The sequence below is a fragment of the Desulfuromonas carbonis genome (assembly GCF_054658035.1).
In genome coordinates, this window is record NZ_BAAHXR010000002.1 from 682,912 (window position 1) to 705,114 (window position 22,203).

Annotated in this window: 21 protein-coding genes and 2 pseudogenes; 7 read left to right on the plus strand and 16 right to left on the minus strand. The window is 64.3% G+C overall.

Annotated elements, in window-relative coordinates; all coding sequences use genetic code 11:
• Positions 1 to 100: 100 nt before the first annotated feature.
• The 11 genes and pseudogenes from ACYQ8E_RS05525 to ACYQ8E_RS05575 form a co-directional block, all read right to left on the minus strand.
• Positions 101 to 1,556: pseudogene (locus ACYQ8E_RS05525) on the minus strand (helicase HerA-like domain-containing protein).
• A gap of 70 nt (positions 1,557 to 1,626) precedes the next feature.
• On the minus strand, positions 1,627 to 2,283 hold the full coding sequence (locus tag ACYQ8E_RS05530; protein WP_066727565.1) for a metal-dependent transcriptional regulator: 657 nt from the start codon (positions 2,281 to 2,283) through the stop codon (positions 1,627 to 1,629).
• A 181-nt stretch (positions 2,284 to 2,464) separates the two neighbouring features.
• On the minus strand, positions 2,465 to 4,426 hold the full coding sequence (feoB, locus tag ACYQ8E_RS05535) for a ferrous iron transport protein B (RefSeq protein WP_459860373.1): 1,962 nt from the start codon (positions 4,424 to 4,426) through the stop codon (positions 2,465 to 2,467).
• A 59-nt stretch (positions 4,427 to 4,485) separates the two neighbouring features.
• Complete coding sequence (locus ACYQ8E_RS05540) at positions 4,486 to 4,914, minus strand: Fur family transcriptional regulator (protein WP_459860375.1); 429 nt, start codon at positions 4,912 to 4,914, stop codon at positions 4,486 to 4,488.
• 79 nt (positions 4,915 to 4,993) lie between these two features.
• On the minus strand, positions 4,994 to 5,743 hold the full coding sequence (locus ACYQ8E_RS05545; protein WP_459860376.1) for a cytochrome c biogenesis CcdA family protein: 750 nt from the start codon (positions 5,741 to 5,743) through the stop codon (positions 4,994 to 4,996).
• Between the two features lie 4 nt (positions 5,744 to 5,747).
• On the minus strand, positions 5,748 to 6,278 hold the full coding sequence (locus ACYQ8E_RS05550) for a TlpA disulfide reductase family protein (RefSeq protein WP_459860378.1): 531 nt from the start codon (positions 6,276 to 6,278) through the stop codon (positions 5,748 to 5,750).
• 100 nt (positions 6,279 to 6,378) lie between these two features.
• Positions 6,379 to 6,768, minus strand: a complete 390-nt coding sequence (locus tag ACYQ8E_RS05555; RefSeq protein ID WP_066727570.1) for a metallopeptidase family protein — start codon at positions 6,766 to 6,768, stop codon at positions 6,379 to 6,381.
• On the minus strand, positions 6,765 to 7,226 hold the full coding sequence (locus tag ACYQ8E_RS05560; RefSeq protein WP_066727571.1) for a PaaI family thioesterase: 462 nt from the start codon (positions 7,224 to 7,226) through the stop codon (positions 6,765 to 6,767). Before ACYQ8E_RS05560 ends, ACYQ8E_RS05555 begins: the two co-directional genes overlap by 4 nt.
• 49 nt (positions 7,227 to 7,275) lie before the next feature.
• Complete coding sequence (locus ACYQ8E_RS05565) at positions 7,276 to 8,583, minus strand: trypsin-like peptidase domain-containing protein (RefSeq protein WP_459860380.1); 1,308 nt, start codon at positions 8,581 to 8,583, stop codon at positions 7,276 to 7,278.
• Positions 8,580 to 10,004 carry a sigma-54-dependent transcriptional regulator gene (locus tag ACYQ8E_RS05570; protein ID WP_459860381.1) on the minus strand — a complete coding sequence of 475 codons (1,425 nt, stop codon included), beginning with the start codon at positions 10,002 to 10,004 and terminating at the stop codon, positions 8,580 to 8,582. Before ACYQ8E_RS05570 ends, ACYQ8E_RS05565 begins: the two co-directional genes overlap by 4 nt.
• An 18-nt stretch (positions 10,005 to 10,022) precedes the next feature.
• A complete protein-coding gene (locus tag ACYQ8E_RS05575) occupies positions 10,023 to 11,120 on the minus strand; it encodes a two-component system sensor histidine kinase NtrB (RefSeq protein WP_459860382.1) in 1,098 nt (365 codons plus the stop codon).
• A 125-nt stretch (positions 11,121 to 11,245) separates the two neighbouring features.
• Between ACYQ8E_RS05575 and ACYQ8E_RS05580 the strand changes: the two genes are divergently transcribed.
• Both ACYQ8E_RS05580 and ACYQ8E_RS05585 read left to right on the plus strand, forming a co-directional pair.
• Positions 11,246 to 12,187, plus strand: coding sequence for an AEC family transporter (locus ACYQ8E_RS05580; protein WP_066727573.1), 942 nt, complete (start codon positions 11,246 to 11,248; stop codon positions 12,185 to 12,187).
• Positions 12,184 to 13,188 (plus strand): glycosyltransferase family 2 protein, encoded by a 1,005-nt coding sequence (locus ACYQ8E_RS05585; RefSeq protein ID WP_066727574.1) that lies wholly within the window; start codon positions 12,184 to 12,186, stop codon positions 13,186 to 13,188. The genes ACYQ8E_RS05580 and ACYQ8E_RS05585 overlap by 4 nt, the downstream gene beginning before the upstream one ends.
• Before the next feature lie 142 nt (positions 13,189 to 13,330).
• On the opposite strand, the gene ACYQ8E_RS05590 is transcribed toward ACYQ8E_RS05585, so the two are convergent.
• The 4 genes from ACYQ8E_RS05590 to ACYQ8E_RS05605 form a co-directional block, all read right to left on the minus strand.
• Entirely contained in the window at positions 13,331 to 13,672 is a 342-nt protein-coding gene (locus ACYQ8E_RS05590; RefSeq protein WP_066727575.1) for a PilZ domain-containing protein, read from the minus strand.
• 145 nt (positions 13,673 to 13,817) lie between these two features.
• Complete coding sequence (locus ACYQ8E_RS05595; protein WP_066727576.1) at positions 13,818 to 14,312, minus strand: ferritin-like domain-containing protein; 495 nt, start codon at positions 14,310 to 14,312, stop codon at positions 13,818 to 13,820.
• A 60-nt stretch (positions 14,313 to 14,372) separates the two neighbouring features.
• Positions 14,373 to 16,736 carry a DUF748 domain-containing protein gene (locus ACYQ8E_RS05600; protein WP_066727577.1) on the minus strand — a complete coding sequence of 788 codons (2,364 nt, stop codon included), beginning with the start codon at positions 16,734 to 16,736 and terminating at the stop codon, positions 14,373 to 14,375.
• 40 nt (positions 16,737 to 16,776) lie between these two features.
• Positions 16,777 to 17,277, minus strand: a complete 501-nt coding sequence (locus tag ACYQ8E_RS05605) for an EVE domain-containing protein (RefSeq protein WP_066727578.1) — start codon at positions 17,275 to 17,277, stop codon at positions 16,777 to 16,779.
• A gap of 244 nt (positions 17,278 to 17,521) precedes the next feature.
• On the opposite strand from ACYQ8E_RS05605, the gene hcp reads away from it, so the two are divergent.
• The gene (gene hcp, locus ACYQ8E_RS05610) at positions 17,522 to 19,135 is read left to right on the plus strand and encodes a hydroxylamine reductase (RefSeq protein ID WP_082820482.1); all 1,614 of its coding nucleotides are present in this window, start codon (positions 17,522 to 17,524) and stop codon (positions 19,133 to 19,135) included.
• 113 nt (positions 19,136 to 19,248) lie between these two features.
• Here the strand turns inward: hcp and ACYQ8E_RS05615 are convergent, their stop codons facing one another.
• Entirely contained in the window at positions 19,249 to 20,190 is a 942-nt protein-coding gene (locus tag ACYQ8E_RS05615) for a mechanosensitive ion channel family protein (RefSeq protein WP_066727580.1), read from the minus strand.
• 193 nt (positions 20,191 to 20,383) lie between these two features.
• Between ACYQ8E_RS05615 and ACYQ8E_RS05620 the strand changes: the two genes are divergently transcribed.
• The 4 genes and pseudogenes from ACYQ8E_RS05620 (at position 20,384) to ACYQ8E_RS05635 (ending at position 22,203) form a co-directional block, all read left to right on the plus strand.
• Positions 20,384 to 20,578, plus strand: coding sequence for a hypothetical protein (locus ACYQ8E_RS05620; protein WP_066727581.1), 195 nt, complete (start codon positions 20,384 to 20,386; stop codon positions 20,576 to 20,578).
• Complete coding sequence (locus ACYQ8E_RS05625) at positions 20,579 to 20,848, plus strand: OsmC family protein (protein ID WP_066727582.1); 270 nt, start codon at positions 20,579 to 20,581, stop codon at positions 20,846 to 20,848.
• 76 nt (positions 20,849 to 20,924) lie between these two features.
• Positions 20,925 to 21,470 (plus strand): annotated as a pseudogene (locus tag ACYQ8E_RS05630) (DsbA family oxidoreductase); the annotation flags it as partial.
• Positions 21,471 to 21,483: 13 nt separating this feature from the next.
• Entirely contained in the window at positions 21,484 to 22,203 is a 720-nt protein-coding gene (locus ACYQ8E_RS05635) for a YkgJ family cysteine cluster protein (RefSeq protein WP_066727584.1), read from the plus strand.

The following is a 22,203-nucleotide window of genomic DNA, read 5'->3' on the forward strand; positions in this document are numbered from 1 at the left end:
ACTGCTGCTGGAAGCCGCCCGTAGAGTAAAGAAATCGCAGGGGGAAGTCAAGCCATGCAGCAGCGGGGGGAACGCGCCCGAGGCCGCGACCCGCAAGGGATCAGCGGCGGCGCTGGCCGCCGAAAAGGGAGCCGAGCAGGCCGCGCAACAGCTGGCGCCCGAGTTGACTGCCGATGGCGTGGGCGGCGCTCTTGGCGGCCGCCTCCAGCAGCACCTTCTGCCGGTTTTCCGGGGCGGCCGGGGGCTTCCCGTTCCCCACCTCGGGCACCGCCCGGGCAGCCCGGATCTTGAGGCGTTCGTAGGCAGAATCGCGATCAATCGTCTGCTCGTACTGCCCGGCCAGCAGCGAGGCGGCGACCACCTGCTGCCGTTCGGCAGGAGTAAGGGGGGCCAGGCGGCTGCGGGGTGGACAGACCAGTGCCCGTTCCACCGGCGTCGGCGCACCGCGGGAATCGAGCACCGAGACCAGCGCCTCGCCGACGCCGAGTTCGGTAATGGCGCGGGCGACATCGAGTCCGGGACGGGAGCGAAAGGTCTCCGCCGCCGCCCGTACCGCTTTCTGGTCACGAGGAGTAAAGGCACGCAGGGCGTGCTGGACGCGATTGCCGAGCTGGCCGAGGATGGTGTCAGGAAGATCAAGGGGATTCTGGGTAACGAAATAGATCCCGACCCCCTTGGAGCGAATCAGCCGCACCACCTGCTCGATGGTCTCGAGCAGCGCCTTGGGCGGATCGGCGAAAAGGAGATGGGCCTCGTCGAAAAAGAAGACCAGGCGCGGCTGGTCGACATCGCCGACCTCCGGCAAGCGCTCGAAGAGCTCCGCCAGCAGCCAGAGCAGAAAGGTGGCGTAGAGCTTCGGCTGCTGAATCAGCCGGTCGGCGGCCAGGATGTTGATGACGCCGCGACCGTCGCCGGCAGTTTGCAAAAGGTCCTCGAGATCGAGACCCGGTTCCCCGAAGAAACGCGCCCCCCCCCTGCTGCTCGAGGGCGAGCAGGGCACGCTGAATGGCACCGATGCTCGCCGCCGAGATGTTCCCGTACTGGGTGCGGAAGGTCGCCGCCTGGTCGCCGACGAAACGCACCATCGCCTGCAGGTCTTTGAGGTCGAGCAGCAGCAACCCCTGGTCGTCGGCTATCTTGAAGACCAGGTTGAGGACTCCGGCCTGGGTCTCATTGAGGTCGAAGAGCCGGGCCAGCAGTAGCGGCCCCATTTCCGTCGGCGTGGTGCGCACCGGGTGCCCCTGGGCGCCGAAAAGATCCCAGAAGACCACCGGAAAGCCGGCCGGATTGAAATCCGTGAGCCTAAGGTCTGCGGCCCGCTGTTGGATCCGCGGCTGGTCGCCGCCGGGGTGGGCCAGGCCGGAAAGATCCCCCTTGACGTCGGCGACAAAGACAGGAATGCCGCGGGCGCTGAATTGCTCGGCCAATACCCGCAAGGTAACAGTCTTGCCGGTACCGGTAGCGCCGGCGACCAGTCCGTGCCGGTTCGCCATGGTCGGCAGGATGCCGATGAAGTCCGCCCCTTTGGCAATGGTCAGCTGATTATTGTCACCCATGACAGACGCTCCAGGTTCGCAAATGGGGTCCCCTTCCGAGAGGGACAGGAGAGATGGCAACAGGTTGGTTTCAGCTCCCCGGCCCGGGACGGACGAAGATTTCCCGCGCCAGCTCCTGGTCGACGGCGAATTCGGAATGACCGATGCGGAAGATGTAGCTCGGGTAGGCGCGCTTGAGCAGTAACTGGTTGCCGGGAAGAACGCCCATGCTCATCAGTTTCTGCATCTTCTTCGGCTCGGCGGTGGAGAGATAGGCAATTTCGCCGACTTCGCCCGCTTTGAGTTCGGTCAGGGCGACCACCCCGGGCGCACCCTGCTGTTTGGCGTCACGGCAGCACCGGCCAGGAGGAATCGGCCGGCCATGGGGACAGGTCGCAGGGTGGTTGAGCAGGGTGCAGAGCTTGGTGTCGACGGCGCCGCGCAACAGGTGCTCGAATTCGCAGGCCTTCTCGTCCCCTTCCGGACCGCGGATATCAAAGATGTCCATGGTCAGGCGTTCGGCCAGCCGGTGCCGGCGCACTGCCATCTGCGCCTCCTCGCGCCCTTCTTCCCGCAAATGAACCCGCTCCCCTTGGATATCGACAAAGGCGAGCCGGTCGAGTTCCTCCAGAGCGGCGTCATCGGGACGGAGCCCGAGGGTCTCAAGCAGGGCGCCGTGGTCCCCTTTCTCCTCGGTCGCAATCCAGAGCGCCTCGAGGATATCTTCTGCCTGGTGCGAGATCATCATGAATCCTCCTTCTCCCCCTTGGCCCTGGAACGAGTCAGTTTTTGCAGAAATGCCGGCACCGACGGATTGGCGTACCCGCAGTGCGGACAATGAACTTTGCGACAGCCACCGGGACAAGCGCCGCAACGGTCTTCCGGTTGGGGAAGACGGTCGGGAATCTCCCGGCCGCAGAAACCACAGATCATGAAAGGACTCCGGTGAAAAGCAGGGCCTGGTTGAGAAGCCAGCCGCAACCAAAGGCGACGGCAGTGACGAAGACAAAGATGCCGGTCGCCGTTGGCCAGCCCCGCTCCTTTTTCATCATCAGGAACTGGGCGATACAGGGGACAAAGAGGGTCAGGGTGACCGCGGCTACCGTCAGCTGCACCACGCTGAGGACGCCGTTGGCCTGCATGTCGTAGAGCCCGGCGGCGCCGAAATCGCGCCGGAAGAAGCCGAGGACGAAGACCGCTGCGGTGTCGGGTGGCAGCCCCAGGGCGAGCATCGCCGGCCGCAGCAGGGTAATCAGTCCGCCAAGGGCGCCGCTGAGCTTGCCGGCCCAGAGCAGCACCGAGGCGAAGATGAAGAGGGGGAAAATTTCGAGCAGGTACCACTGCATCCGGGTCAGGGTCTTGACCAGGACGTTGCGTGGCTGCGGCAGGCGCAGCGGCGGAATCTCCATGTAGAACATCGGCAGCTCGCCGGGCGTCACCCGGGCGGCGAGAAAGCCGATGACGAGAAAGATGGCGGCAACGCACAAGGTCCAGACCAGGAGGGCGCCGGGGGCGCCGGAGAGGAGCCCGAGAATGACGCCGAGCTGGGCGCTGCAGGGGATCGCCAGGGCAAGCAGGACGGTGGCGATCAACCGCTCGCGGACCGTCTCCAGGGTGCGCGTGACCATGGTCGCCATGGTGTCGCAGCCAAAACCGAGGACGATCGGGATTACCGCCCGGCCGTTGAGGCCGATCTGCTTGAAAATCCGGTCGACCAGCATCGCCAGGCGCGGGAAATAGCCGGTATCCTCGATCACCGAAAAGGCGAGAAAGAAGGTCCCGACAATCGGCAGGATGATGGCGACCGCGTAGCGGATGCCGAGGGTAAAGATGCCGTACTCGCCGGTGATCAGTTCGCGCAGCCAGTACCAGGGAAGGAAGCGATCGGAGAGGGCGATCGCCCAGGGATTGAGCCATTGCTCGAAAAGATGCCCTTCGAGCAGGTCGACCACCGTCCCGGCGCCGAAGTTGCCGACGAACTGATAGAGCCCGAAGTAAAGCACCAGCAGCAGCAGCGGAAAGCCGCTCCAGGGATTCATCATCCAGCCCGACAGCCGTTCGCTGAAGGGGGTGCGGGCGCCGGAATCCTGGCTGACCACGCCGTCGAGAACCCCCTTGCAGACCCGTTTGCGCTCCAGGCTGATGCGCAGATGCAAGTCGACGCGGCGTTCGAAAGCGACCGCCCGCACCGCCGTCTCGACGGCAGCAAACCCTTCCCCTTCCGCCGTCCGGACCAGCTCCAGCACCTCCTCGTCCTTCTGCATCAAGAGCAGCGCGATGGCGCGGCGATCGAGGGGGTAGTCGCTGGCGAGGGTGGTGGCAATCCGCAGGATATCGCGCTCAAGGTCACTGGCATAGGCGAAGGTGGGGCGGCGCGTGCTGTCGAATGCGGCGATGGCAGCGCGGATCTCCTTCAGCCCCCGCTTGCGGGCGGTGGCGGCGCCGATCACCGGAATGCCGAGTTTTTCCTGCAGCAGCGCGGTATCGATCTGCATGCCGATGCGCTCCGCCTCGTCGAGGATATTCACCACCAGCAGCACCGGTAGCCGGCCCTCGATCAGCTGCAGCGTCATCGGCAGCATCCGTTCGAGGTTGCGGGCGTCGATAACGTGAACAATGATGTGGCCGGTTTCGGCAAGGAGAATCTGCCGCGCCACCCGCTCCTCTTCGGTAATCGGCAGCAGGGCGTACATCCCCGGGGTGTCGAGCACCTCGTAGCGGGTGCCGTCGATTTCGCAGTGGCCACGGGAGACCTCCACCGAGGTCCCGGGGTAGTTGGAGACGGTGGTGTAGGCCCCGGTCAGGGCATTGAAGAGCACACTCTTCCCTACGTTGGGGTTGCCGACCAGGACGATTTTGGGGTGATTCGAATCAGCGGGAGGGGTCTGCATCAATAACAGCTTTCACACCTAAGATGGATATTCATTTTCACTACGGGGTGAAACCGGGATCACCCTTGCGCACACTTGCCGCAACGCCCGTAAAGTTCGAGGCGATGGTTTTCGATGACGAAGCCGTGCTGTGCGGCCACCTTGGCCTGCAGCTCCTCGATACGGAGATCCTCGAATTCGATGATCGCGCCGCAACCGAGGCAGATCAGGTGATCGTGGTGTTCTTCGCCACTGCGTGACTCGTAGCGGGTCTGGCCGTCACCGAAATTGCGCTCTTCGGCAATCCCGCATTCGGAGAAGAGCTTGAGGGCGCGATGAACCGTCGCGTAGCCGATCCCCGGGTGTTTTTTTCGCAGACGCAGGTAGAGCTCTTCCGTCGAAGGGTGTGAAGCGCAGCGCAGGAACTCGTCGAGGATAACCTCCCGCTGCCGGGTCGACTTCAATCCCTTGGCGGCAAGATAGTCGCGAAAAAGGGTTTTTCCGGGCATGGCTCTCTCCAAAATTGAAAATCGTTTTCAACCATAGAGAAGCGGGCTGCCGCTGTCAAGCCGAAAACGCGCTGCGCCTTCAGCCGGTCAGGGGCAACCAACGATAGAGGTAACCGGAGAGTTTGCCGAAAAAGCCGAAGAAGAGCATCACCCCCACCGCCATCAGCAGCACCCCGGTCAAAATTTCCATGATGCGGATATGTTTCCGGAAGCGGTTGAAAAACCCGAGGAACCCATGAAATAGCAGGCCGGAGATGAGAAACGGGATCCCCAGCCCTACCGAGTAACAGGCGAGGAGTAGAATTCCGCGGCCGGCGCCGCCACTGGTGCCGGCGACCATGGCGAGAATACCACCGAGAATCGGCCCGATGCAGGGGGTCCAGCCGGCGGCAAAGGCGATGCCGACCACCAGCGTTCCGATGAACCCGCTCGGCTTGGTCTGGATATGAACCCGTTTTTCCCCGAGGAGAACCCCGAAATGAAAGAGACCGCTCATATGGACGCCAAACAGGAAAATCAGCAAACCGCCGACCCGCTGCACCCAGACCAGCCCTTCGCGCAGGTGGCTCTGAAAGGAGGCGGAGGCGAGGCCGGCAAGGGCCCCGAGGGAGATGAAAACCAGGGAAAACCCGAGAATAAAGGTCAGCGAATGGAGCAGCACCACGACCCGCACCTTGGCGGTCGGGTGGGCTTCCTGCAGTTGCTGGAAGGAGAGTCCGGTAATGTAGGTAAGGTAGGAAGGGATCAGGGGCAATACGCAAGGGGAAAAGAACGAGAGAACCCCGGCGGAAAGCGCAATCCAGACCGTCACATCGGCATTAGCGGTCACATCCTCACCCGTTGATCAGGAATTTGATCAGGTTGAGGACCTTGGGACCGGTCCAGTCGATGGCGCCGATAACGTGATCGGCGATAATCCCGTCGCGGCGGATGATAAAGGTCTCCGGAAAGGCATAAACCCCGTATTGTTGCTGCACCGCGGTCTCGCCGTCGAGGAGGACCGGAAAGGAGTGGGGTGACTTTTGGAGATACTCCTGGACGATATCGAGGGCGTCCTCCTCGGCGTTGATGGCGAGGAGCACGAAATCATCATTCGAAAGCATGGCGCTCAGCTTCTCCATCGACGGCATCTCCGCCCGGCACGGCGGACACCAGGTCGCCCAGAAGTTGACCAGCACCACCTTGCCGCGCAACTCCGACAGGGTGTAGCTGCGCCCCTTGACATCCTTGAGGGTGAAGTCGGGGGCGAGCTGCCCGACCCGCGGCGGACCGGCCTTTGAGGTGCCGGCGGCGACCAGGTTGGCGGAGAGGGAGAAAAAAAGGAGCAGCAAGAGCGGTACTATTTTGCAGACAGGACGAAACATCGGGAAGGTTTCCTTTCAGAAGGGTAGGCCCATTTCTACCCGTCAGCGGGGGAAATGTCAAGACGGAGGCCACCCCGGCGGCGCAGCCTGCCGGTACGGCTCAGTGACCCGATTCCGCCCAGTGCGCCTCGATGTGGTCCATCTCCTCCTCGGAGAAGCCAAAATAGTGGGCCAGCTCGTGCAGCAGGGTTTCGCGGATCACCCGCAGCAGTCCTTCGCCGCTTTCACGGGCATATTCCTCGATCGCCCGCTGGTAGAGGACGATGACATCCGGCAGCCCCGGCAGCTGGTCGAAACCGCGTTCATCGAGGGGGAGCCCGCGGTAAAACCCGAGGAGATCGCGGGGGTCCTCGAAACCGACCTCGGCCAGGGTCTCCACATCGGCCCAGTCCTCGACCTGGAGACTGAGATTGTCGACCCGCTCCAGAAATTCCCCGGGAATGGCGGCCCAGCTCCGCTCGACCAGGGCGATGAAGTCCTGGCGGTTCATTCGCCGATCCCCTGCCCGCGGGCGACCCGAAAGACCGAGCTGAAATGCGCCACCTCGCGACCGTCCTCAGCGACGACCCGGGCCTCGCCGAAAAAACTGCGCCCCTCGGGACCGCGTACCCTGGCATGGGCCACCACCCGCCCGGACGCTACCGGGGCGAGAAATCGGGTCGTCAGTTCGGTGGTGGCAAAGATCGTCCCGGCCGGCAGCCGGGACTTGATCGCCATGGCCACGGCGGTATCGGCGAGGGCAGTGAGCGCCCCGCCATGCAGCACGCCGCCCCCCTGGGCGAGGCGAACGACGAAGGGGAGGCTCAGCACTGCGGCCCCCTCCCCCACCGATTCGATGGTCATGCCGAGCAGGTCCTCGAAGGGGGCGGTATCGATCCATCCCTCCAGCTCGAACTGTGGCGATCCCGGCTGCCGCGGAAGGGTACCGTCGACCAGCATGCGTGCCATGGCTGACTCCAGTCAAGACGCCGGTGGCGTCGAAGATGAGGGTTCCCGGTCAGGGGAGATCGATGTAGGCGCCGCGGTCCCCCCGGCCGAAGAGGAAGCTCTGCGGCAGTTCGCCAAGATGGGCTTCGAAGTAGGCCCCGAACTCCCTGGCGCCGCTAAAGCGCTGACCCCCGACTTCCGCCACCACATCCCCGACCTGAAGGCCGGCCTGCTGGGCCGGACTGCCGGCGGTGACGGCGGCAATCACCAGACCACGGGAACCTTCCCGGACCCGGAAACCGAAAATTCGCTCGACATAGCGCAAGCCATATTCTGGCGGCAGCGGAGCGAGAACGACCGTCACCTCCTGCTCCTGGTCGCCGCGCAGCAACCGCAAGCGCAGCTGATCTTCGGGCGTGTAACTGGAGAGGAGTTGCAGCATCTCGGCGGGCGACTCGACCTCGAGACCGTCGATGCCAAGAATGACGTCGGCCAGCTCCACCCCGGCCTTGGCGGCCGGCGAACCCGGGTCGACCTCGGTCACCAGTACCCCGCCAGCGCCGCGACTGCGGGTCAGGGCCACATTGACCGATCCTGGCAGCAGGCCGAGCCAGACCGGGCGGCGCTGGCCATGTTTTATCAGGTCTCCGGCGACGCGCCGGGCGAGATCGATCGGGATCGAGAAGCCGATCCCCTGGGCCTGGCGGGCAATGGCGGTGTTGATGCCGATCAGCTCGCCGTTGATGTTGAGCAGCGGGCCACCGGAGTTCCCCGGGTTGATCAGCGCATCGGTCTGGATGAAATGACCGACGACGCCGTCGTCCATCGGCAACCGCCGGGAGGCGGCGCTGACGACACCAGTGGTCACCGAATGGCCGAGTCCGAGAGGGTTGCCGATGGCAATCACCGTCTCGCCGAGGAGGAGGTCGTCGGAGCGGCCCGGGGCCAGAAAAGGAAAATCCCCCTCCCCCTGGATGCGGACCACCGCCAGGTCGAGGCGCTCATCGCTCCCAACCAGTTCCCCGGCCAGTTCCCGGGTCTGTCCCGGCACTGCGACGAAGATCTTCGACGCCTGTTCGATCACGTGGGCATTGGTCAGGACGTAACCGCGCCGATCGACGATCACCCCCGAGCCGAGGGACTGGGTCTTGTAGACCTGGGGCGCGGCGAAGCTGCGAAAGAACTCGTCGAAGATCGAATCGCCGAACCCGAAGACCGGCGCGCGCCGGCGTTTGACGATCTGTTCGGTGCGGATGTTGACCACGGCCGGGCCGGCCTTCTCGATCGCCGCCACCACCGGACTGCGCCGCTCGGCGGCCGGCAGAGAGGCGGGCAACAGGGTAGCGAGCAGCACCAGCAGGGTGAAGATACCTTTCATGACGGACGGGTGCCTTCCTTTCCAGCGACGTCAGCGGTCGCCGTCGCTGCCTCCGCGCCGTCATCCGACGGCCGCGGGATGGCATATTTTTCCATCCGGTAGACCAGGGTGTGCCGCGGTATCCGCAAAAAGGCGGCGGCCCGGGTCTGGTTGCCGCCACAACGCCGCAGCGCTTCGACTACCACCTCTTTCTCCAGTGCCTCGAGACTGTAGCCCCCCTCCGGCAGGGTAACGACCCCGCCAGAGGGGGAAAGGGGCGTACGAGTGATCTTTTCCGGCAGATCCGCCACCTCCACCACTCCCCCCTGCCGCAGGACCAGCGCATGCTGCACCGCGTTTTCGAGTTCGCGCACGTTGCCGGGCCAGGGATAGGCAGTGAGCGCCTGCAGGGCGGCCGGGGCAAAGTCACCGCCGCCGTACTTGCCGGCAAAGTGCCGGACCAGCAGCGGGATATCTTCCCGCCGCGCCCGCAGCGGCGGCAGGCGCAACGGCACCACCGCCAGCCGGTAATAGAGATCCTCCCGGAAGCGCCCCTGCGCCAGTGCCTGGTCGAGGTTCTGGTTGGTTGCGGCGACCAGGCGCACATCGACCTTGCCGGGGAGACCGCCGACCGGTTCAATCTCCCGTTCCTGCAAGGCCCGCAGCAACTTCGGCTGCATCTCGCTCGGCAGTTCGGCGACCTCGTCAAGAAAGAGGGTGCCGCCATCGGCCTGGGCAAACTTGCCGCGGCGATCGCGGATGGCACCGGTAAAGGCCCCCTTGACGTGGCCGAAGAGTTCGCTCTCGAGCAGGTCGGCGGGAATCGCCGCGCAGTTGACCGCGACGAAGGGACCGTCGCGCCGGTCGCTCTGCTGGTGAATCGCCCGCGCGATCAGCTCCTTGCCGGTCCCGCTCTCCCCCTCAAGGAGGACTGACGCCTCGCTGGCGGCGACCCGACGCACCCGTTCGAAGACCTCCCGCATGACATCGGAGTTGCCGACCACCAGGCTGAAGTCCTCGCGGGTCGCGAGGGCATCGCGCAGGCGCCGGTTCTCCTTTTGCAGGTCGAGGAAACTCCAGGCCCGCTCCAGGACGAGGCGCAGCTCGTCGCGGGAGAAGGGTTTGGTGAGGAAATCGTAGGCCCCCTGCTTCATCGCCGCGACCGCTTTCTCCACGGTGCCGTAGGCGGTAATCATTACGACGACCGCGCTCGGGTCGAGCTCCCGCACCGCGGCCAGAAGCTCCATCCCCGACATCCCCGGCATCTGGATATCGGTAACCACCACCGCAGGCCGTTCCTGGCGGAAGAGGGCCAGACCCGCTTCGCCGTCGGCCGCCAGCAATACCCGCCACCCTGCCTGATCGAGAGTAAATTCCATCACCCGACGCAGGGAATCGTCGTCATCGATCAACAGTACGCTGCTCGTCCCAACTTCAATCATTCGCGGTTCCATTTCATTTCAGCCCGTTGCCAGAGCCGGGAAAGTCAGGGTGAAGAGGGTTCCGACGCCGGGCTGGCTCGCAACCTCGATCCGGCCGCCGTGCCCCTGCACGATGCGGTGGGTAATCGCCAGCCCCAGCCCGGTCCCTTCGCTGCGGGTGGTGAAGAAGGGGTTGAAAATCCGGCTCAGGTTGGCGGGGGGGATGCCGCCGCCACTGTCGCGGAACTCGATCGAAACCGTCTCCCCGTCGCTGCGCGAGGCGATCTGCAGGGTACCGCCATCGGGCATCGCCTGCAAGGCATTGAGGATCAGGTTGAGAAAGGCCTGCCGCAGCTGTTCACTGTCGGCCTGGACCAGCGGAATCGATCCTGGCGCAAAGTCGACTGCGACACCACCGCTGCGGGTCGGCTGCCGGGTCAGCAGCAGCAGCTCCTGCAGCAGCTGGTTGAGATCGACGGGACTGCGGCCGGTCTCGCCGGGGCGAGCGAATTCGAGAAAATCCTGCACCACCCGGTTGAGGCGATCGACCTCCCGGATCAGGATGGCGGCAAACTCGCTGCGCGGATCATCGACCGCCATGCCGTCGCGCAGAATCTCGGCGGTGCCGCGAATCGAGCCGAGGGGGTTGCGGATTTCGTGGGCCATCCCTGCGGAGAGTTCGCCGAGGGCGGAGAGGCGATCGGCGCGGCGCAGCTGTTCCTCGATCTCGAGGATCTGGTCGGCCTGCTGACGCAGCTTGGCGTAATTCTCCTCGAGAATCCGGGCCGCCTGCTGGTAGCGCTCCTTCTGCAGTCGCTCGCGCTGGGAAAGAAGACCGGTCAGGCCGCCGATCACGTTGTAGAGGAGGATTTCCAGGTACTGCTCGACCTCGGTCAGCGGATGATGCCCCCACTGCAGCACCACGTGCGGGAGGTAGAGGAGGGAGACCGCCAGCGCCACCCCGATGCCGCCGCGCAGCCCGAACCAGAGCCCGCCAAGTACGATGGGGAGATAGTAGAGCCGCCGATAGATATCGTGGAACTGGGCATACTGAATGGTCGTCAGGTAGTGCAGGGCGGTGATCCCTGCTACCAGAACGAACAGGATGGCAATCCGCGAGCGGTCGATTCGATGCATACCTGCGATTGTGAAGTGCGGCCAGGCAGCCGTCAAGGGGGAAGCGACTTCGAGAATAATCTTGAAGAGGATTTCCTCCCCGGGGTATCCTCCCGGAACGCCATCCAAAGCGAGGTCCTCCCCCGGTGCTCTTTTTCGACATCCTCAATATCGTCCTGCCGGTCTTCCTGGTCATCGGCCTCGGCTACCTGCTGCGTCGGCTCGCGCTGATCGACGCCGGTTTCCTGCTGCAGACCAACCGCCTCGTCTACTACATCTGTCTGCCGCTCCTCCTCTTCTACAAGATCGGCAGCGCCGACTTTTTTGCCAACTTCAACCCCACCCTGGTCCTCGGTTCCGCCGCCGGAATCGGCGCCGGTTTCCTGGTCAGCTACGGCTGGGGGGCGCTGCGCCACTATCCGCCGCCGGCGCACGGCGCCTTCAGCCAGGGCTCCTTTCGTGGCAACCTCGCCTACATGGGCCTCGCCATCGTCTTCAATGCCTACGGCGAAAACGGCCTGACCCGGGCCGGCATCCTCATGGGCTTTCTCGTCCCGGTCCTCAATTTCCTCGCCATCCTCGCCCTGCTCCTCCCCCAGCGCGACAGGAAAACCGGCCGCGGCTACGGCTTCTGGGGCCGCCAGATCCTCCTCAATCCGTTGATCATCGCCTCCTTCGCCGGCATCGCCTGGAGCTTTCTCAAGCTCCCCTTCCCCGCCGTCCTCGACCGCAGCCTGCATATCGCCACCGGCATGACCCTCCCCCTCGCCCTGATCGCCATCGGCGGCTCCTTTTCCCTCGAAAAGCTGCGCGGCGACCTGGTGCGGGCGGCCTTTGCCACCGGCATCAAGCTGCTCTGGCTCCCCCTCGGCACCGCCCTGCTCCTGGTCGGTCTCGGCGTCTCCGGCATCGACCTGGCGATCGGCGTGCTGATGGCGGGAACCCCTGCGGCGACGGCAACCTACATCATGGCCCACCAGCTCAAGAGCGATGCCGAACTCGCGGCCTCCATCGTCATGCTTTCAACCCTCCTCTCCGCCGGCACCTACACCATCGCCCTGCTGATCCTGCGGACCCTCGGGCTGTGAATTCCCCGGCAGTCTCGATCCTGCTGACAGTCCGCAACGAGGAAGAGTTCCTGCCGGCCGCCCTCGCCTCCCTGCAACGCCAAACCTTTACCGACTGGGAGCTGGTCGCCGTCGACGACGGCTCGACCGACCGCACCCCGCAACTTCTCGCGGCCGCCGCTCTCGATCCCCGGGTGCGCCTCCTGACCCTGCCGCCGCAAGGGCTGGTGAGCGCCCTCAATAGCGGCCTGGCCGCCTGCCGGGCGCCCTTGGTGGCGCGCATGGACGGGGACGATGTCTGCCACCCCCAGCGCCTCGCCCGGCAGTGGCGCTACCTGCAGAATCATCCTGAGTGCCTGCTGGTAGCGAGCCGGGTGCGCCACTTTCCCCGGCCGCGGCTGGCGGGTGGCATGCGTGACTACGAGCGTTGGCAGAACAGCCTTCTCGACGATGCCGCCATCCGCCGCGACCTTTACGTCGAGTCCCCCTTTGCCCACCCCAGCGTCATGTTCCGGACCGGGCAGGTCCTGGCCGCCGGCGGCTACCGCGATCTCGGCTGGGCCGAGGATTATGACCTCTGGTTGCGCCTGGCGCGCCGGCCGGGAACCTTCGCCCGATTACCGGAGCCGCTTCTTTTCTGGCGCGACCGGGATCGCCGCCTGACCCGCACCAGTCCCGCCTGCAGTCCGGCAGCATTTCGCGCCTGCAAGATTCATCACCTGCGTCAGACCTTTCTCGCCGGGGCGACCCAGGTAACCTTATGGGGGGCCGGCACAGAGGGGAAGGCCTGGCGCAAGTCTCTGGCAGAGGCAGGGATCGCTGTAAGCGGCTGGGTCGAGGTCGACCGCCGCAAGATCGGCCAGGTCATTCACAAGGCGCCGGTTGTGGCTGTCGATGCCCTGCAGGCGGGCGGGGCGAGGATTCTGGTGACGATCGGCGCCAGGGGCGCCAGGGAGCAGGTCCGTGAATGGTCCAGGCAGCGCGGCCTGGTGGAGGGGCGGGATTTTCTATGCGTGACCTGAAACCGGGGGGTCGACCTACTCGTGGAGCAGGCTGACCAGCCATTCACCGAGCAGGTAGGCAGTCAGGAAGAAGGGGAGCCAGCGGAGAATCCGTTCGCGCATGACCATGGTCTCCGGTGCGGCAGGGGTTGCAGGAACGCCTCTAGGTGCGCTCCTGCAGTTCGCTGAGCAGAGAACGATAGAGGGGCTCCCCACTGGTAAAACGCAGGATGCGCACCCCCATCCCTCCCTTGAGACGACGCAGCAGGTTGGGCGGAACCTTTTTCGCCCACATCACCCTTCCGACCAGGTGGATGACCTCGCCGCCGGGAGAGGTAAGCTCCAGCTTGAGAACCGAATTGGGATTCTGCACCACTGCCGATTTGATGAAAATCCCGGTATCGGAAATGTCCTCGGTGAAGCCGAAGCGGCCCGCCTCGTCCACTCCGAACTTTATCTGCAGGCGCTTGCGGTGCCGCCTGATATTGCGCTTGTCACTGGCCATGCCAGCCTCCAACATTGAATGAATTCATGAAATAAGCGTAGAACCAGTGCCTTGTACCATTTCACGATAAAAATAACAATGGTCAAAACGGGTAGTTACCGACGGCTAGCCAAGCAGGGTTCCCCAGCGACTGCGCACGGCTTCTTCAGACCGCGCCCTGCAGCTTTGCCTTGCGCTCCTTGAGGGCGGCGGCGTGGCGCTCTTCCTCCCCGGCCAGCCAGGCAAAGGCCTGGCGCCCGTCGGCGCTGCGGGCCTGGCTGGCGGCGAGGTTGAAATAGGCGGCAAACTTCTCTTCGGCCTCGATCGCCAGGTCAAAGGCCTGCAGGTCGGAATCACCACTTCCCAGCATCGCCTCAAGACGTTCCGGGGCGGGGAAGATGCTCTCCTCGGCAAACCGTTTCAGGTAGGGGAGGAAGAGTTCCTCGTCCTCCCAGAACTGACCCTCCTGGAACTGCGGCACCATTCGCTCCAGGGTACGCAGGTGCTGCACTTCGTCCTGGGCGAGCCAGGAAAAGATCTCCCGCGCCAGCTCGCTGCGGGCCTTATTGGTCATGGCGCTGTAGAAGCGGTGGCCATTCTTCTCGATTTCCATGGCGGCGCGAATCACCTCGAAACCGCTGTAGTCTTCCATTCCTGCCATCTTGCCGGGCTCCCTTTCATAAAAAAGATCGTTCTTTGTACTGCATGGAGAGCGCCCCTGTCAATTTTTGAACAGGCCGCGGATGCTCTCTTCGAGGAGCTTCTTCTGGTCAGTGCCGCCGGCCGGCTCCCCCTTCTCCTTGGGCCCGAGCTTGTCGATCAGCTTCTGCTCCAGTTTCTGCTGCAGCTTTTCCCCGGCCTGGCGCGTCGCTGCGCGGGCGTCGATCTCGAAGTGCGGCTTGTCGATATTGCCGCTCAGTTTCAGGGGCAACTGCCCCCAGCCGTCAGCATCCTTGAAATAGGAGCTGACCTTTCCGCGCTGGTCGAGCTTGGCGGTCAGTTCCGGCGCGACCCGGGTATCGAGCACGACATTGAGGCTGCCGTCCAGCCCGACCGACCCCTGCGGCGACAACCGGAGCTGACCCCCACTGAAGCGGCTGTCGAACTTCACCTTCCCCGCCTCGATACGGAAGTTGCCGTCCCACTGCTGGAAGGTCAGACGCTGCAGCTCGTCGAGGCCGAGGACCGTGGCCAGCCCCCGGGCCAGTTCACCGCCGTCGAGGCGTCCATTGCGGAGCGTGACCTCGCCGTTGCCGGAGAGCTCGCGGCGGATGGTCGCCGGCAGGGTCCCGTTACCGGCCAGGTCAGTGACCAGGGCAATGGTTCCCGACAGCTTGCCGTTGGCCTCGGGTTGCAGGGCGCCCACCAGCGGCTCGAGCTCGATATCGGTCAGCACCAGGTGGGTGCGGTAGGCGAACCCGGGGCGACCGAGGTCGATGCGGGCGGTGTCGGTGAAATTCCCCCCGGCGAGGTTGCCGCGCAGGCTGTCGATCTGCAGGATGTTCTTCACCAGCGTCCCGTGCAGGAAAAGATCCTGACACTCCAGTCCCTGGTAGATCGTTTTCTTTACTGTCATGGTGACGTCCGCCGTAAGCGGCAGATCGAGGGGGCCCGCTTCGGTTGCCGGTGGAGACGGCGGCGCATCCGCGGCCGGGGTATCCGGGGGCGGGTTGCCGGCGGCAACCAGTGGATCGAGCAGCAGGCGGTCGGCGCTCACTTTCAAGCTCACCACCAGCGGGCGGGCGAAGAGGTTCGCCACCTTGAGGTCGAGATCGGCCCGATTGTCGCCGGCAACCAGCTGCAGCCCCTGGCTGGAGAGGGCGCCCCCCTTGAGGGCGAAACTGCCATTGAGCGCCGGGCGCAGACCGGCCAGGCTCGCCTGCACCGCGCTCAGGCGCAGGCTCCCTTCCTGCAAGAGAGCCTCGGGGTGATCGGTGGTTCCGGCGAGATGGGCCTGCAGATCGAGCTTTCCGGCCGGATCGAGTCCGTCCGTCGCGGCGACCAGCCCGGGCGGGAGGGCGTCGAGGGCCTGTCGCAGGTCGAGGGCCGGCAGGGCCAGCTGGAGATCGACCCGGGGGGTGGTCCCGTAGTCGGCGACGCTGCCGCTCAGCTCTGCCGCGATACCGTTGAAGGTGAAATGCCCCTTGTCGATTGCCAGCTGCTGCCGGGTCGGGTCGAGCCTGATCGCATAGTCGAGACCGAGGCGGGCCTGGCGCAGCGGCGCATCCGGCAGCGCATCGAGGGTGAGGTCGAGGTTGGCGAGGGTCAGCTCTCCCCTGGATGTGAGCTGGCTGGCATCACCGGCCAGGGTCAGGTCGGTGCTGACCTTGAGCGCGCCGAGCGTGCCGGGGATGTGGCCGCGCAGATAGGGGGCAAAGCCGGTCACGTCGAGATCGGTGAGGCGCACATGGGCGTTCCCCTTGCGGGCCCCTAGGTCGGCGTCACCGCTGATTTCGAGCTGGGCATCGTTGATCCGTGCCTGCAGTTCGAAGGGGAAAGACCGGGTCAGGGAGACATCCTGCAGCTCCAGGCCGATGGCGGAGAACTTCAACCGGTAGGGGGCCTTGGCGTCGACTCGGTAATCGAGGAAGACCACCTCCCCCCCTTCGATGGCGACCCGGGAGATGCTTAGGTCAATAGGGGTTCCCGATCCTGGCGACGCTGGCGCTGCTGGCGTTTCCGAACCTGCAGGTGGCGCGGCGACCAGGTCGTCGAAGTTGAAACGGCCATCGGCCAGCCGCACGATGCGGATTTTCGGTCCGACCAGGCGCGCCTCGTCGATGACGACCTGACCCCGCAACAGGGGCCAGAAGCGATAGCGCAGCACCACCTTGTCGGCGGCGACAAAGCTTTCACGGCCATCGGGTTCGCCGATTTCCAGGTTGGCCACCTGCACCCCGGAGAAGAGCCCGATGTTGATCTCACCGAGGGCGACCGGCCGCTGCAGCGCCTTTTCCGCCAGCGGCACCAGGGTGGCCCGAACCCGTTCCGGCGTCACCAGCAGCTTGACCAGCACAAATCCGGCGATCAGCAAAGCGACCACCACGACGGCGACGATCGCCAGCCAGCGTCCAATCCGTTTCATTCCTACCTCCCAAGAACCTGCTCCACCCAGAGGCGGAGCGCTAGATTTCCTGCAGGGGATCGGCGACCCCGGCCAGGTTGAGGACGACTCGCCATTCGCTTTCACGCACCGGCTGCACCGAGAGCCGGCTCCCCTTGCGCAGCAGCTCCATTCCGGCCAGTGCCGGATGCCGGCGCAGGTCGTCGCGGGTCAGCGGCTGCGGCAGGGGCCGCAGGGCGCGGACATCGACCAGAAACCAGATCGGGTTGTCGACGCTGGCCCGGGGGTCGAAGTGTTCCGCCCGCGGATCGAGGGCGGTGGCATCGGGGTACCCCCTGCTCGCGACAACAGCAAGCCCGACGATCGCTGGCGCCGGGATATTGCTGTGGTAAAATAGGATCCCGTCACCGGGCTGCAACTCGTCGCGCAGCAGGTTGCGGGCCTGGTAATTGCGGACCCCGTCCCAGGAACTGGTGCTCTCCGGCGCCCCCTGCAGATCGGCAAAGGAGAAACAACCCGGCTCCGACTTCAGCAGCCAGTAGCGGCACATGACAGCCTTCATCTGCCTGGGTCCTGAAATTTTTTCATTTGTTGTTTCCCTTTTTGATCAAAGTCAAAGCCGCTTCCAGAATTTACCGCTAGGGTAGCGCCACCTGCAGCAGATTTACCTGCGTGCAGGAATTATAACAGTTGCCGCGGCAAGTTTTCCCTGCACCGTACCACTTGTCAAGGAATCCTTCCCGCTGCCGGCTCTCCCCGAAACCACGACCTATCAACCAACCACAAGGAGGACACCAATGGAGAACATGTTCTGTTTCCAATGTGAGCAAGCCGCTCAGGGTACGGGCTGCACCAAGATCGGCGTCTGCGGCAAGCAACCCGAGGTCGCCGCCCTGCAGGACCTGCTGGTCTACACCCTGAAGGGGATCGCCTTCTGGGCCGACAAGGCCCGCGCCGCCGGCAAGAAGGACGCCGAGATCGACCGTTTCATGATCGAAGGGCTCTTCACCACCGTCACCAACGTCGACTTCGACGCTGAAGATATCGCCAAGACCCTGCGCAAGGCCGGCACCCTGCTCGGGAAAGCCAAGGCCCTTGCCGGCCCCGTCGCCGGGTCCATCCCCGCCGCCGCCAGTTTCCAGCCGGCTGGTTCGACCGCTGAGCTGATCGCCCAGGGCGCCGCCCACGGCGTCAAGAGCGACAGCATCGACCCCGACGTCAAGTCGGTCCAGGAGATCGTGGTATACGGCATGAAGGGGTACGCCGCCTATGCCGACCATGCCCTGATCCTCGGCCGCGAGAATGACGAAATCTACGCCTTCACCCACAAGGCCCTCGCCGCCACCCTCGACCCGAGTCTCGGGCTGATGGACTTCGTCGGCCTCGCCATGGAGTGCGGCCGCATCAACCTGGTCACCATGGAGCTGCTCAGCACCGCCCACACCGACACTTACGGCCATCCGGTGCCGACACAGGTACAACTCGGCACCAGGGCCGGCAAGGCGATCCTCGTTTCCGGCCACGACCTGAAGATGCTCGAAGAACTCCTCAAGCAGACCGAAGGCAAAGGGATCAACATCTATACCCACGGCGAGATGCTCCCCGCCCACGGCTACCCCGGCCTGAAAAAATACGCCCATCTCGCCGGCAACTTCGGCGGCGCCTGGCAGGACCAGGCCAAGGAATTCCCTGCCTTCCCCGGCGCCATCATCTTCAACACCAACTGCATCCAGCGCCCGGCCGAGGCCTACAAGGACCGCCTCTTCACCTGGGGGCTGGTGCAGTGGCCCGACGTCAAGCACGTTGAGGGCTGGGACTTCTCCGCCGTCATCAAGAAGGCCCAGGAATGTGAAGGTTTTGCCGACAATCCCGGCCAGGAGATCCTCACCGGCTTCGGCCACAACGCCGTCCTCGGCGTCGCCGACAAGGTGATCGCCGCGGTCAAGGCGGGCCAGATCAAGCATTTCTTCCTCGTCGGCGGCTGCGACGGCGCCAAGTCGGGACGTAACTACTACACCGAGTTCGCCGAGAAGGCGCCGAAGGATACTGTCATCCTCACCCTCGCCTGCGGCAAGTACCGTTTCAACACCATGGACCTCGGCGACATCGGCGGCATCCCGCGCCTGCTCGACGTCGGCCAGTGCAACGATGCCTACAGCGCGATCCAGATCGCGGTCGCTCTCGCCGGCGCCTTTGAGTGCGAGGTCAACGACCTGCCGCTGTCGATGATCCTCTCCTGGTATGAGCAGAAGGCGGTGGCGATCCTGTTGACCCTGCTCCATCTCGGCATCAAGAACATCAAGATCGGCCCGTCGCTGCCGGCCTTCGTCACGCCCAACGTCCTCAATTTCCTGGTCGAGAACTTCAATATCGGCCCGATCGGCACTGCCGAAGGCGATCTCAAGCAGATCCTCGGCTGATCGATCACCAGGCTGTCCAGCGGCAAAAAGCCGGGCCCATTTCGGGCCCGGCTTTTTGCGTGGCAGAACCGGCGGCAGGGGTACGCTCCCTTCCTCTCCCGGTCGCGGTTGCACTATTTACCCGGAGCGGAGGTGACATCCTCTGCGGCTCCCCCTTGACTATTGACCAGCTGGTTGAACTCGAAGGGTCCGCTCTTTTCGCCGAAGTAGAGAGAGCGGTGCGGGAAGGGGATTTCGATGCGGTTTTCATCGAAGGCGAACTTGACCCGGCGCAGGAACTCGCGGCCGACCTCCCATTGGCGGATCGGCTTGGTCTTGATGCGCCCCTTGATGATGACGGCGGAGTCGGCGAACTTGTCCACGCCGAAAATCTCCGGCGCTTCCAACATCAGGGGACCGAAGTACTCATCCCCCCGCATCCCCTCCCCGACCTGCTGCATGATCGCGATGACGCGATCGGTATTCTCCTTGTAGGCGACCCCGATCTCGAAGACGCTGGCCGACCATTCATTGGTCAGGTTGCTGAGGGTATTGATGGTGCCGTTGGGGAAGATATGCACCACGCCGCCGAGATCGCGCAGCACGGTGGTGCGGAAGTTGATCTTCTCCACCAGTCCGCCGGTGCCGTTGATAATCGCCACATCGCCGACGCGGATCTGGTTTTCCAGGATGATAAAGAAGCCGGCGATGATATCGCGCACCAGGTTCTGGCCGCCGAAGCCGACCGCAAGACCGACGATCCCCGCGCTGGCGATGATCGGACCGATCTCGACGCCGAATTCCTTGAGGACCACCAGGCCGACCGTCAGCCACAGCATGAGCAGGGCGCCCTGCCGGATCAGGCGGACAATGGTTTCGATCCGTTTTTCCGATTCGCTGGGCGGCTCCTCCCCGGCCGCGCTCTTTTCGAGCAACCGCCTTTCAAAGCTCTTGATAAACTGCTGCAACACCTTGGTGGCAATCCAGGCTGCCACCAGAATGAGAGTGACGCGCAGCCCGGTCTTAATGATGGCATCCCAGCTGAACGAGGCAAAATAGTTCTCAATTACATCCATGCCTTCTCCCTTGATAGAGGTAGATTTTGTCAACGCACCCAATGTAACGCACCGCGCCAGCGAGGTCAAAACAGACCGCTGGAGCGATATCTCCTTTGCACACTCCCCCCTTTTTGCTTCCCGGGCCCGGCATGGTAAGGTTTAACTGTCGAGCAAAATTCAGCTGGAAACTGACCCACCAGGAGACCTTGCCATGGCCGAACCGATTCACACCTCGCGCATCACTATCACCCGCGACCGCGGCCCGATCCGCATCGCCCGCATCGAGGGCTTCAAGGACCCGGTCTATTACGGGATTCACGGCGGCATCCAGAAGTTCTACCAGGTCGATCCGGTCGAGGAGCACGCCGCCACCCTCGACCACATCGTCGGCGCCGTCGCGGCCTGAATGATGGGAACCTTCGCCAGCGTGCTGGCGACCAGAAAGATCAGGAGTCATACCGACCGCTTCCGGGCCGAAATCGAGGGGGATATCGAGGATGTCAACGGCGTCCTCAAGATCACCGTCATCCGGGTTCACTACACCCTGAAATTGAAGGCGGAAGAAGAAGCCGATGCCCGCTGGGCACTGGCGAACTACATCGAAAAATGCCCGGGGGCGATGAGCGTGACCGGGTGCATCCGCATCGATCACAGGCTGACCACCGTGGTGGAGTGAAAAGAGGGAGGATTAAGCGATGACCGCCGCACCCGTCGTCGAGGTTTTCTTCGACTACATCTGACCCTGGTGCTACCTCGGTACCGTGCGTACCGACCGATTGCAGCGCGAATGCGGGGTCGAACTGCGCTGGAGCGTCTTTCCCCTGCACCCGGAGACGCCGCCCGAGGGGACGGAACTGGCCGACCTTTTCGGACGCAGTGCGGCCGAGATCAGGGCGCTGCAGGAGCGCCTGCAAGGGCTGGCCCGGGACGAGGGGCTGAGCATCGTCCCCCGCAGTCGCACCGTCAACAGCCGCCGCGCTCAGGAGTTGGGGAAATGGGCAGAAGGAAAGGGCCTGGGCGAAGGCTACCGGATGGCCACCTTCGCCGCCTACTTCAGCGCAGGGCGCGACATCAGCCAGGAAGAGGAATTGCTGACAATCATCGCCAACCTTGGCCTTGACCCGGTCGAGGCGAAGGCGGTTCTCGCCGGCGGGCTTTTCGCCGCGGCGGTCGATACTGACTGGGAACGGGCCCGCACCTTGGGCGTACGCGCAGTACCGACCCACCTCTGCCAGGAGCGGCGGCTGGTCGGCTTTTCCCAATATGAGGATTTTTTGGCCCTGGTCGGCCAAAGCTGAACCAGGAGGCCGCATGATCGACCCGCCGACTATTCCCCGTCCCGCCGGGCAATCTTTCACCCCAATGGACTGGCCGGCCTTTCACGCCGAACTCCTCAACGAGGTGCGGGGGGAATTTAGCAGCGGGACCGGTGATCAGGAAAAGATAGCGGCGGCGATGGCCATGCACGCCAAAACCGAGGCGATCCTGCCGACCCTGCGCCAGGAAGCATCTCTGGTCGCCTGCGGGCCCGGCTGCGGCCATTGCTGCATCGTCAACGTCGCGGTGCTGGAACCCGAAGCGCTGCTGGTGGCCCGGGAGGTGAACAGGCTCCCTCCGCAGCAGCGAGCAAAGGTGCGGGAACGACTACGGAAGCTCGATTGGGAGACCGCCGGCATGACCGATGAAGAACGCCTGGTGATGCAGCGCCCCTGCGCGTTCCTGGATGCGGCGGGGAACTGCTCGATTCACCCGGTGCGCCCCCTGCTCTGCCGCAAGCTGACCTCCACCAGCGCGGAAGACTGCGAGCAGGCCAGAGTCCGGGCGGTCTTTGGCGAGACATTGTCACTGACGGCCGACCTGTGTCACGGCCAGGTCTATGAAAGCGCTTTCACCGCCCTGGCCGAAGGGTTGCGTGAAGCCGGCTGCGATGATCGCAGCCGGCGGCTCAGCGCCTCGGTGCTGGGACTGCTGGAGAGCAACAGGCTCACCCCTTCCGGTCAATTTCCTGACCGCCCCACGATGCCCGCATAA

Bases quoted from the DNA above. Each gene is read 5' to 3' on its own strand.
- ACYQ8E_RS05530 (WP_066727565.1), bottom strand. From the start codon at position 2,283: ATGATGATCTCGCACCAGGCAGAAGATATCCTCGAGGCGCTCTGGATT.
- feoB (WP_459860373.1), bottom strand. From the start codon at position 4,426: ATGCAGACCCCTCCCGCTGATTCGAATCACCCCAAAATCGTCCTGGTC.
- ACYQ8E_RS05540 (WP_459860375.1), bottom strand. From the start codon at position 4,914: ATGCCCGGAAAAACCCTTTTTCGCGACTATCTTGCCGCCAAGGGATTG.
- ACYQ8E_RS05550 (WP_459860378.1), bottom strand. From the start codon at position 6,278: ATGTTTCGTCCTGTCTGCAAAATAGTACCGCTCTTGCTGCTCCTTTTT.
- ACYQ8E_RS05555 (WP_066727570.1), bottom strand. From the start codon at position 6,768: ATGAACCGCCAGGACTTCATCGCCCTGGTCGAGCGGAGCTGGGCCGCC.
- ACYQ8E_RS05560 (WP_066727571.1), bottom strand. From the start codon at position 7,226: ATGGCACGCATGCTGGTCGACGGTACCCTTCCGCGGCAGCCGGGATCG.
- ACYQ8E_RS05565 (WP_459860380.1), bottom strand. From the start codon at position 8,583: ATGAAAGGTATCTTCACCCTGCTGGTGCTGCTCGCTACCCTGTTGCCC.
- ACYQ8E_RS05570 (WP_459860381.1), bottom strand. From the start codon at position 10,004: ATGATTGAAGTTGGGACGAGCAGCGTACTGTTGATCGATGACGACGAT.
- ACYQ8E_RS05575 (WP_459860382.1), bottom strand. From the start codon at position 11,120: ATGCATCGAATCGACCGCTCGCGGATTGCCATCCTGTTCGTTCTGGTA.
- ACYQ8E_RS05590 (WP_066727575.1), bottom strand. From the start codon at position 13,672: ATGGCCAGTGACAAGCGCAATATCAGGCGGCACCGCAAGCGCCTGCAG.
- ACYQ8E_RS05595 (WP_066727576.1), bottom strand. From the start codon at position 14,312: ATGGCAGGAATGGAAGACTACAGCGGTTTCGAGGTGATTCGCGCCGCC.
- ACYQ8E_RS05600 (WP_066727577.1), bottom strand. From the start codon at position 16,736: ATGAAACGGATTGGACGCTGGCTGGCGATCGTCGCCGTCGTGGTGGTC.
- ACYQ8E_RS05605 (WP_066727578.1), bottom strand. From the start codon at position 17,277: ATGAAGGCTGTCATGTGCCGCTACTGGCTGCTGAAGTCGGAGCCGGGT.
- hcp (WP_082820482.1), top strand. From the start codon at position 17,522: ATGTTCTGTTTCCAATGTGAGCAAGCCGCTCAGGGTACGGGCTGCACC.
- ACYQ8E_RS05615 (WP_066727580.1), bottom strand. From the start codon at position 20,190: ATGGATGTAATTGAGAACTATTTTGCCTCGTTCAGCTGGGATGCCATC.
- ACYQ8E_RS05620 (WP_066727581.1), top strand. From the start codon at position 20,384: ATGGCCGAACCGATTCACACCTCGCGCATCACTATCACCCGCGACCGC.
- ACYQ8E_RS05625 (WP_066727582.1), top strand. From the start codon at position 20,579: ATGATGGGAACCTTCGCCAGCGTGCTGGCGACCAGAAAGATCAGGAGT.
- ACYQ8E_RS05635 (WP_066727584.1), top strand. From the start codon at position 21,484: ATGATCGACCCGCCGACTATTCCCCGTCCCGCCGGGCAATCTTTCACC.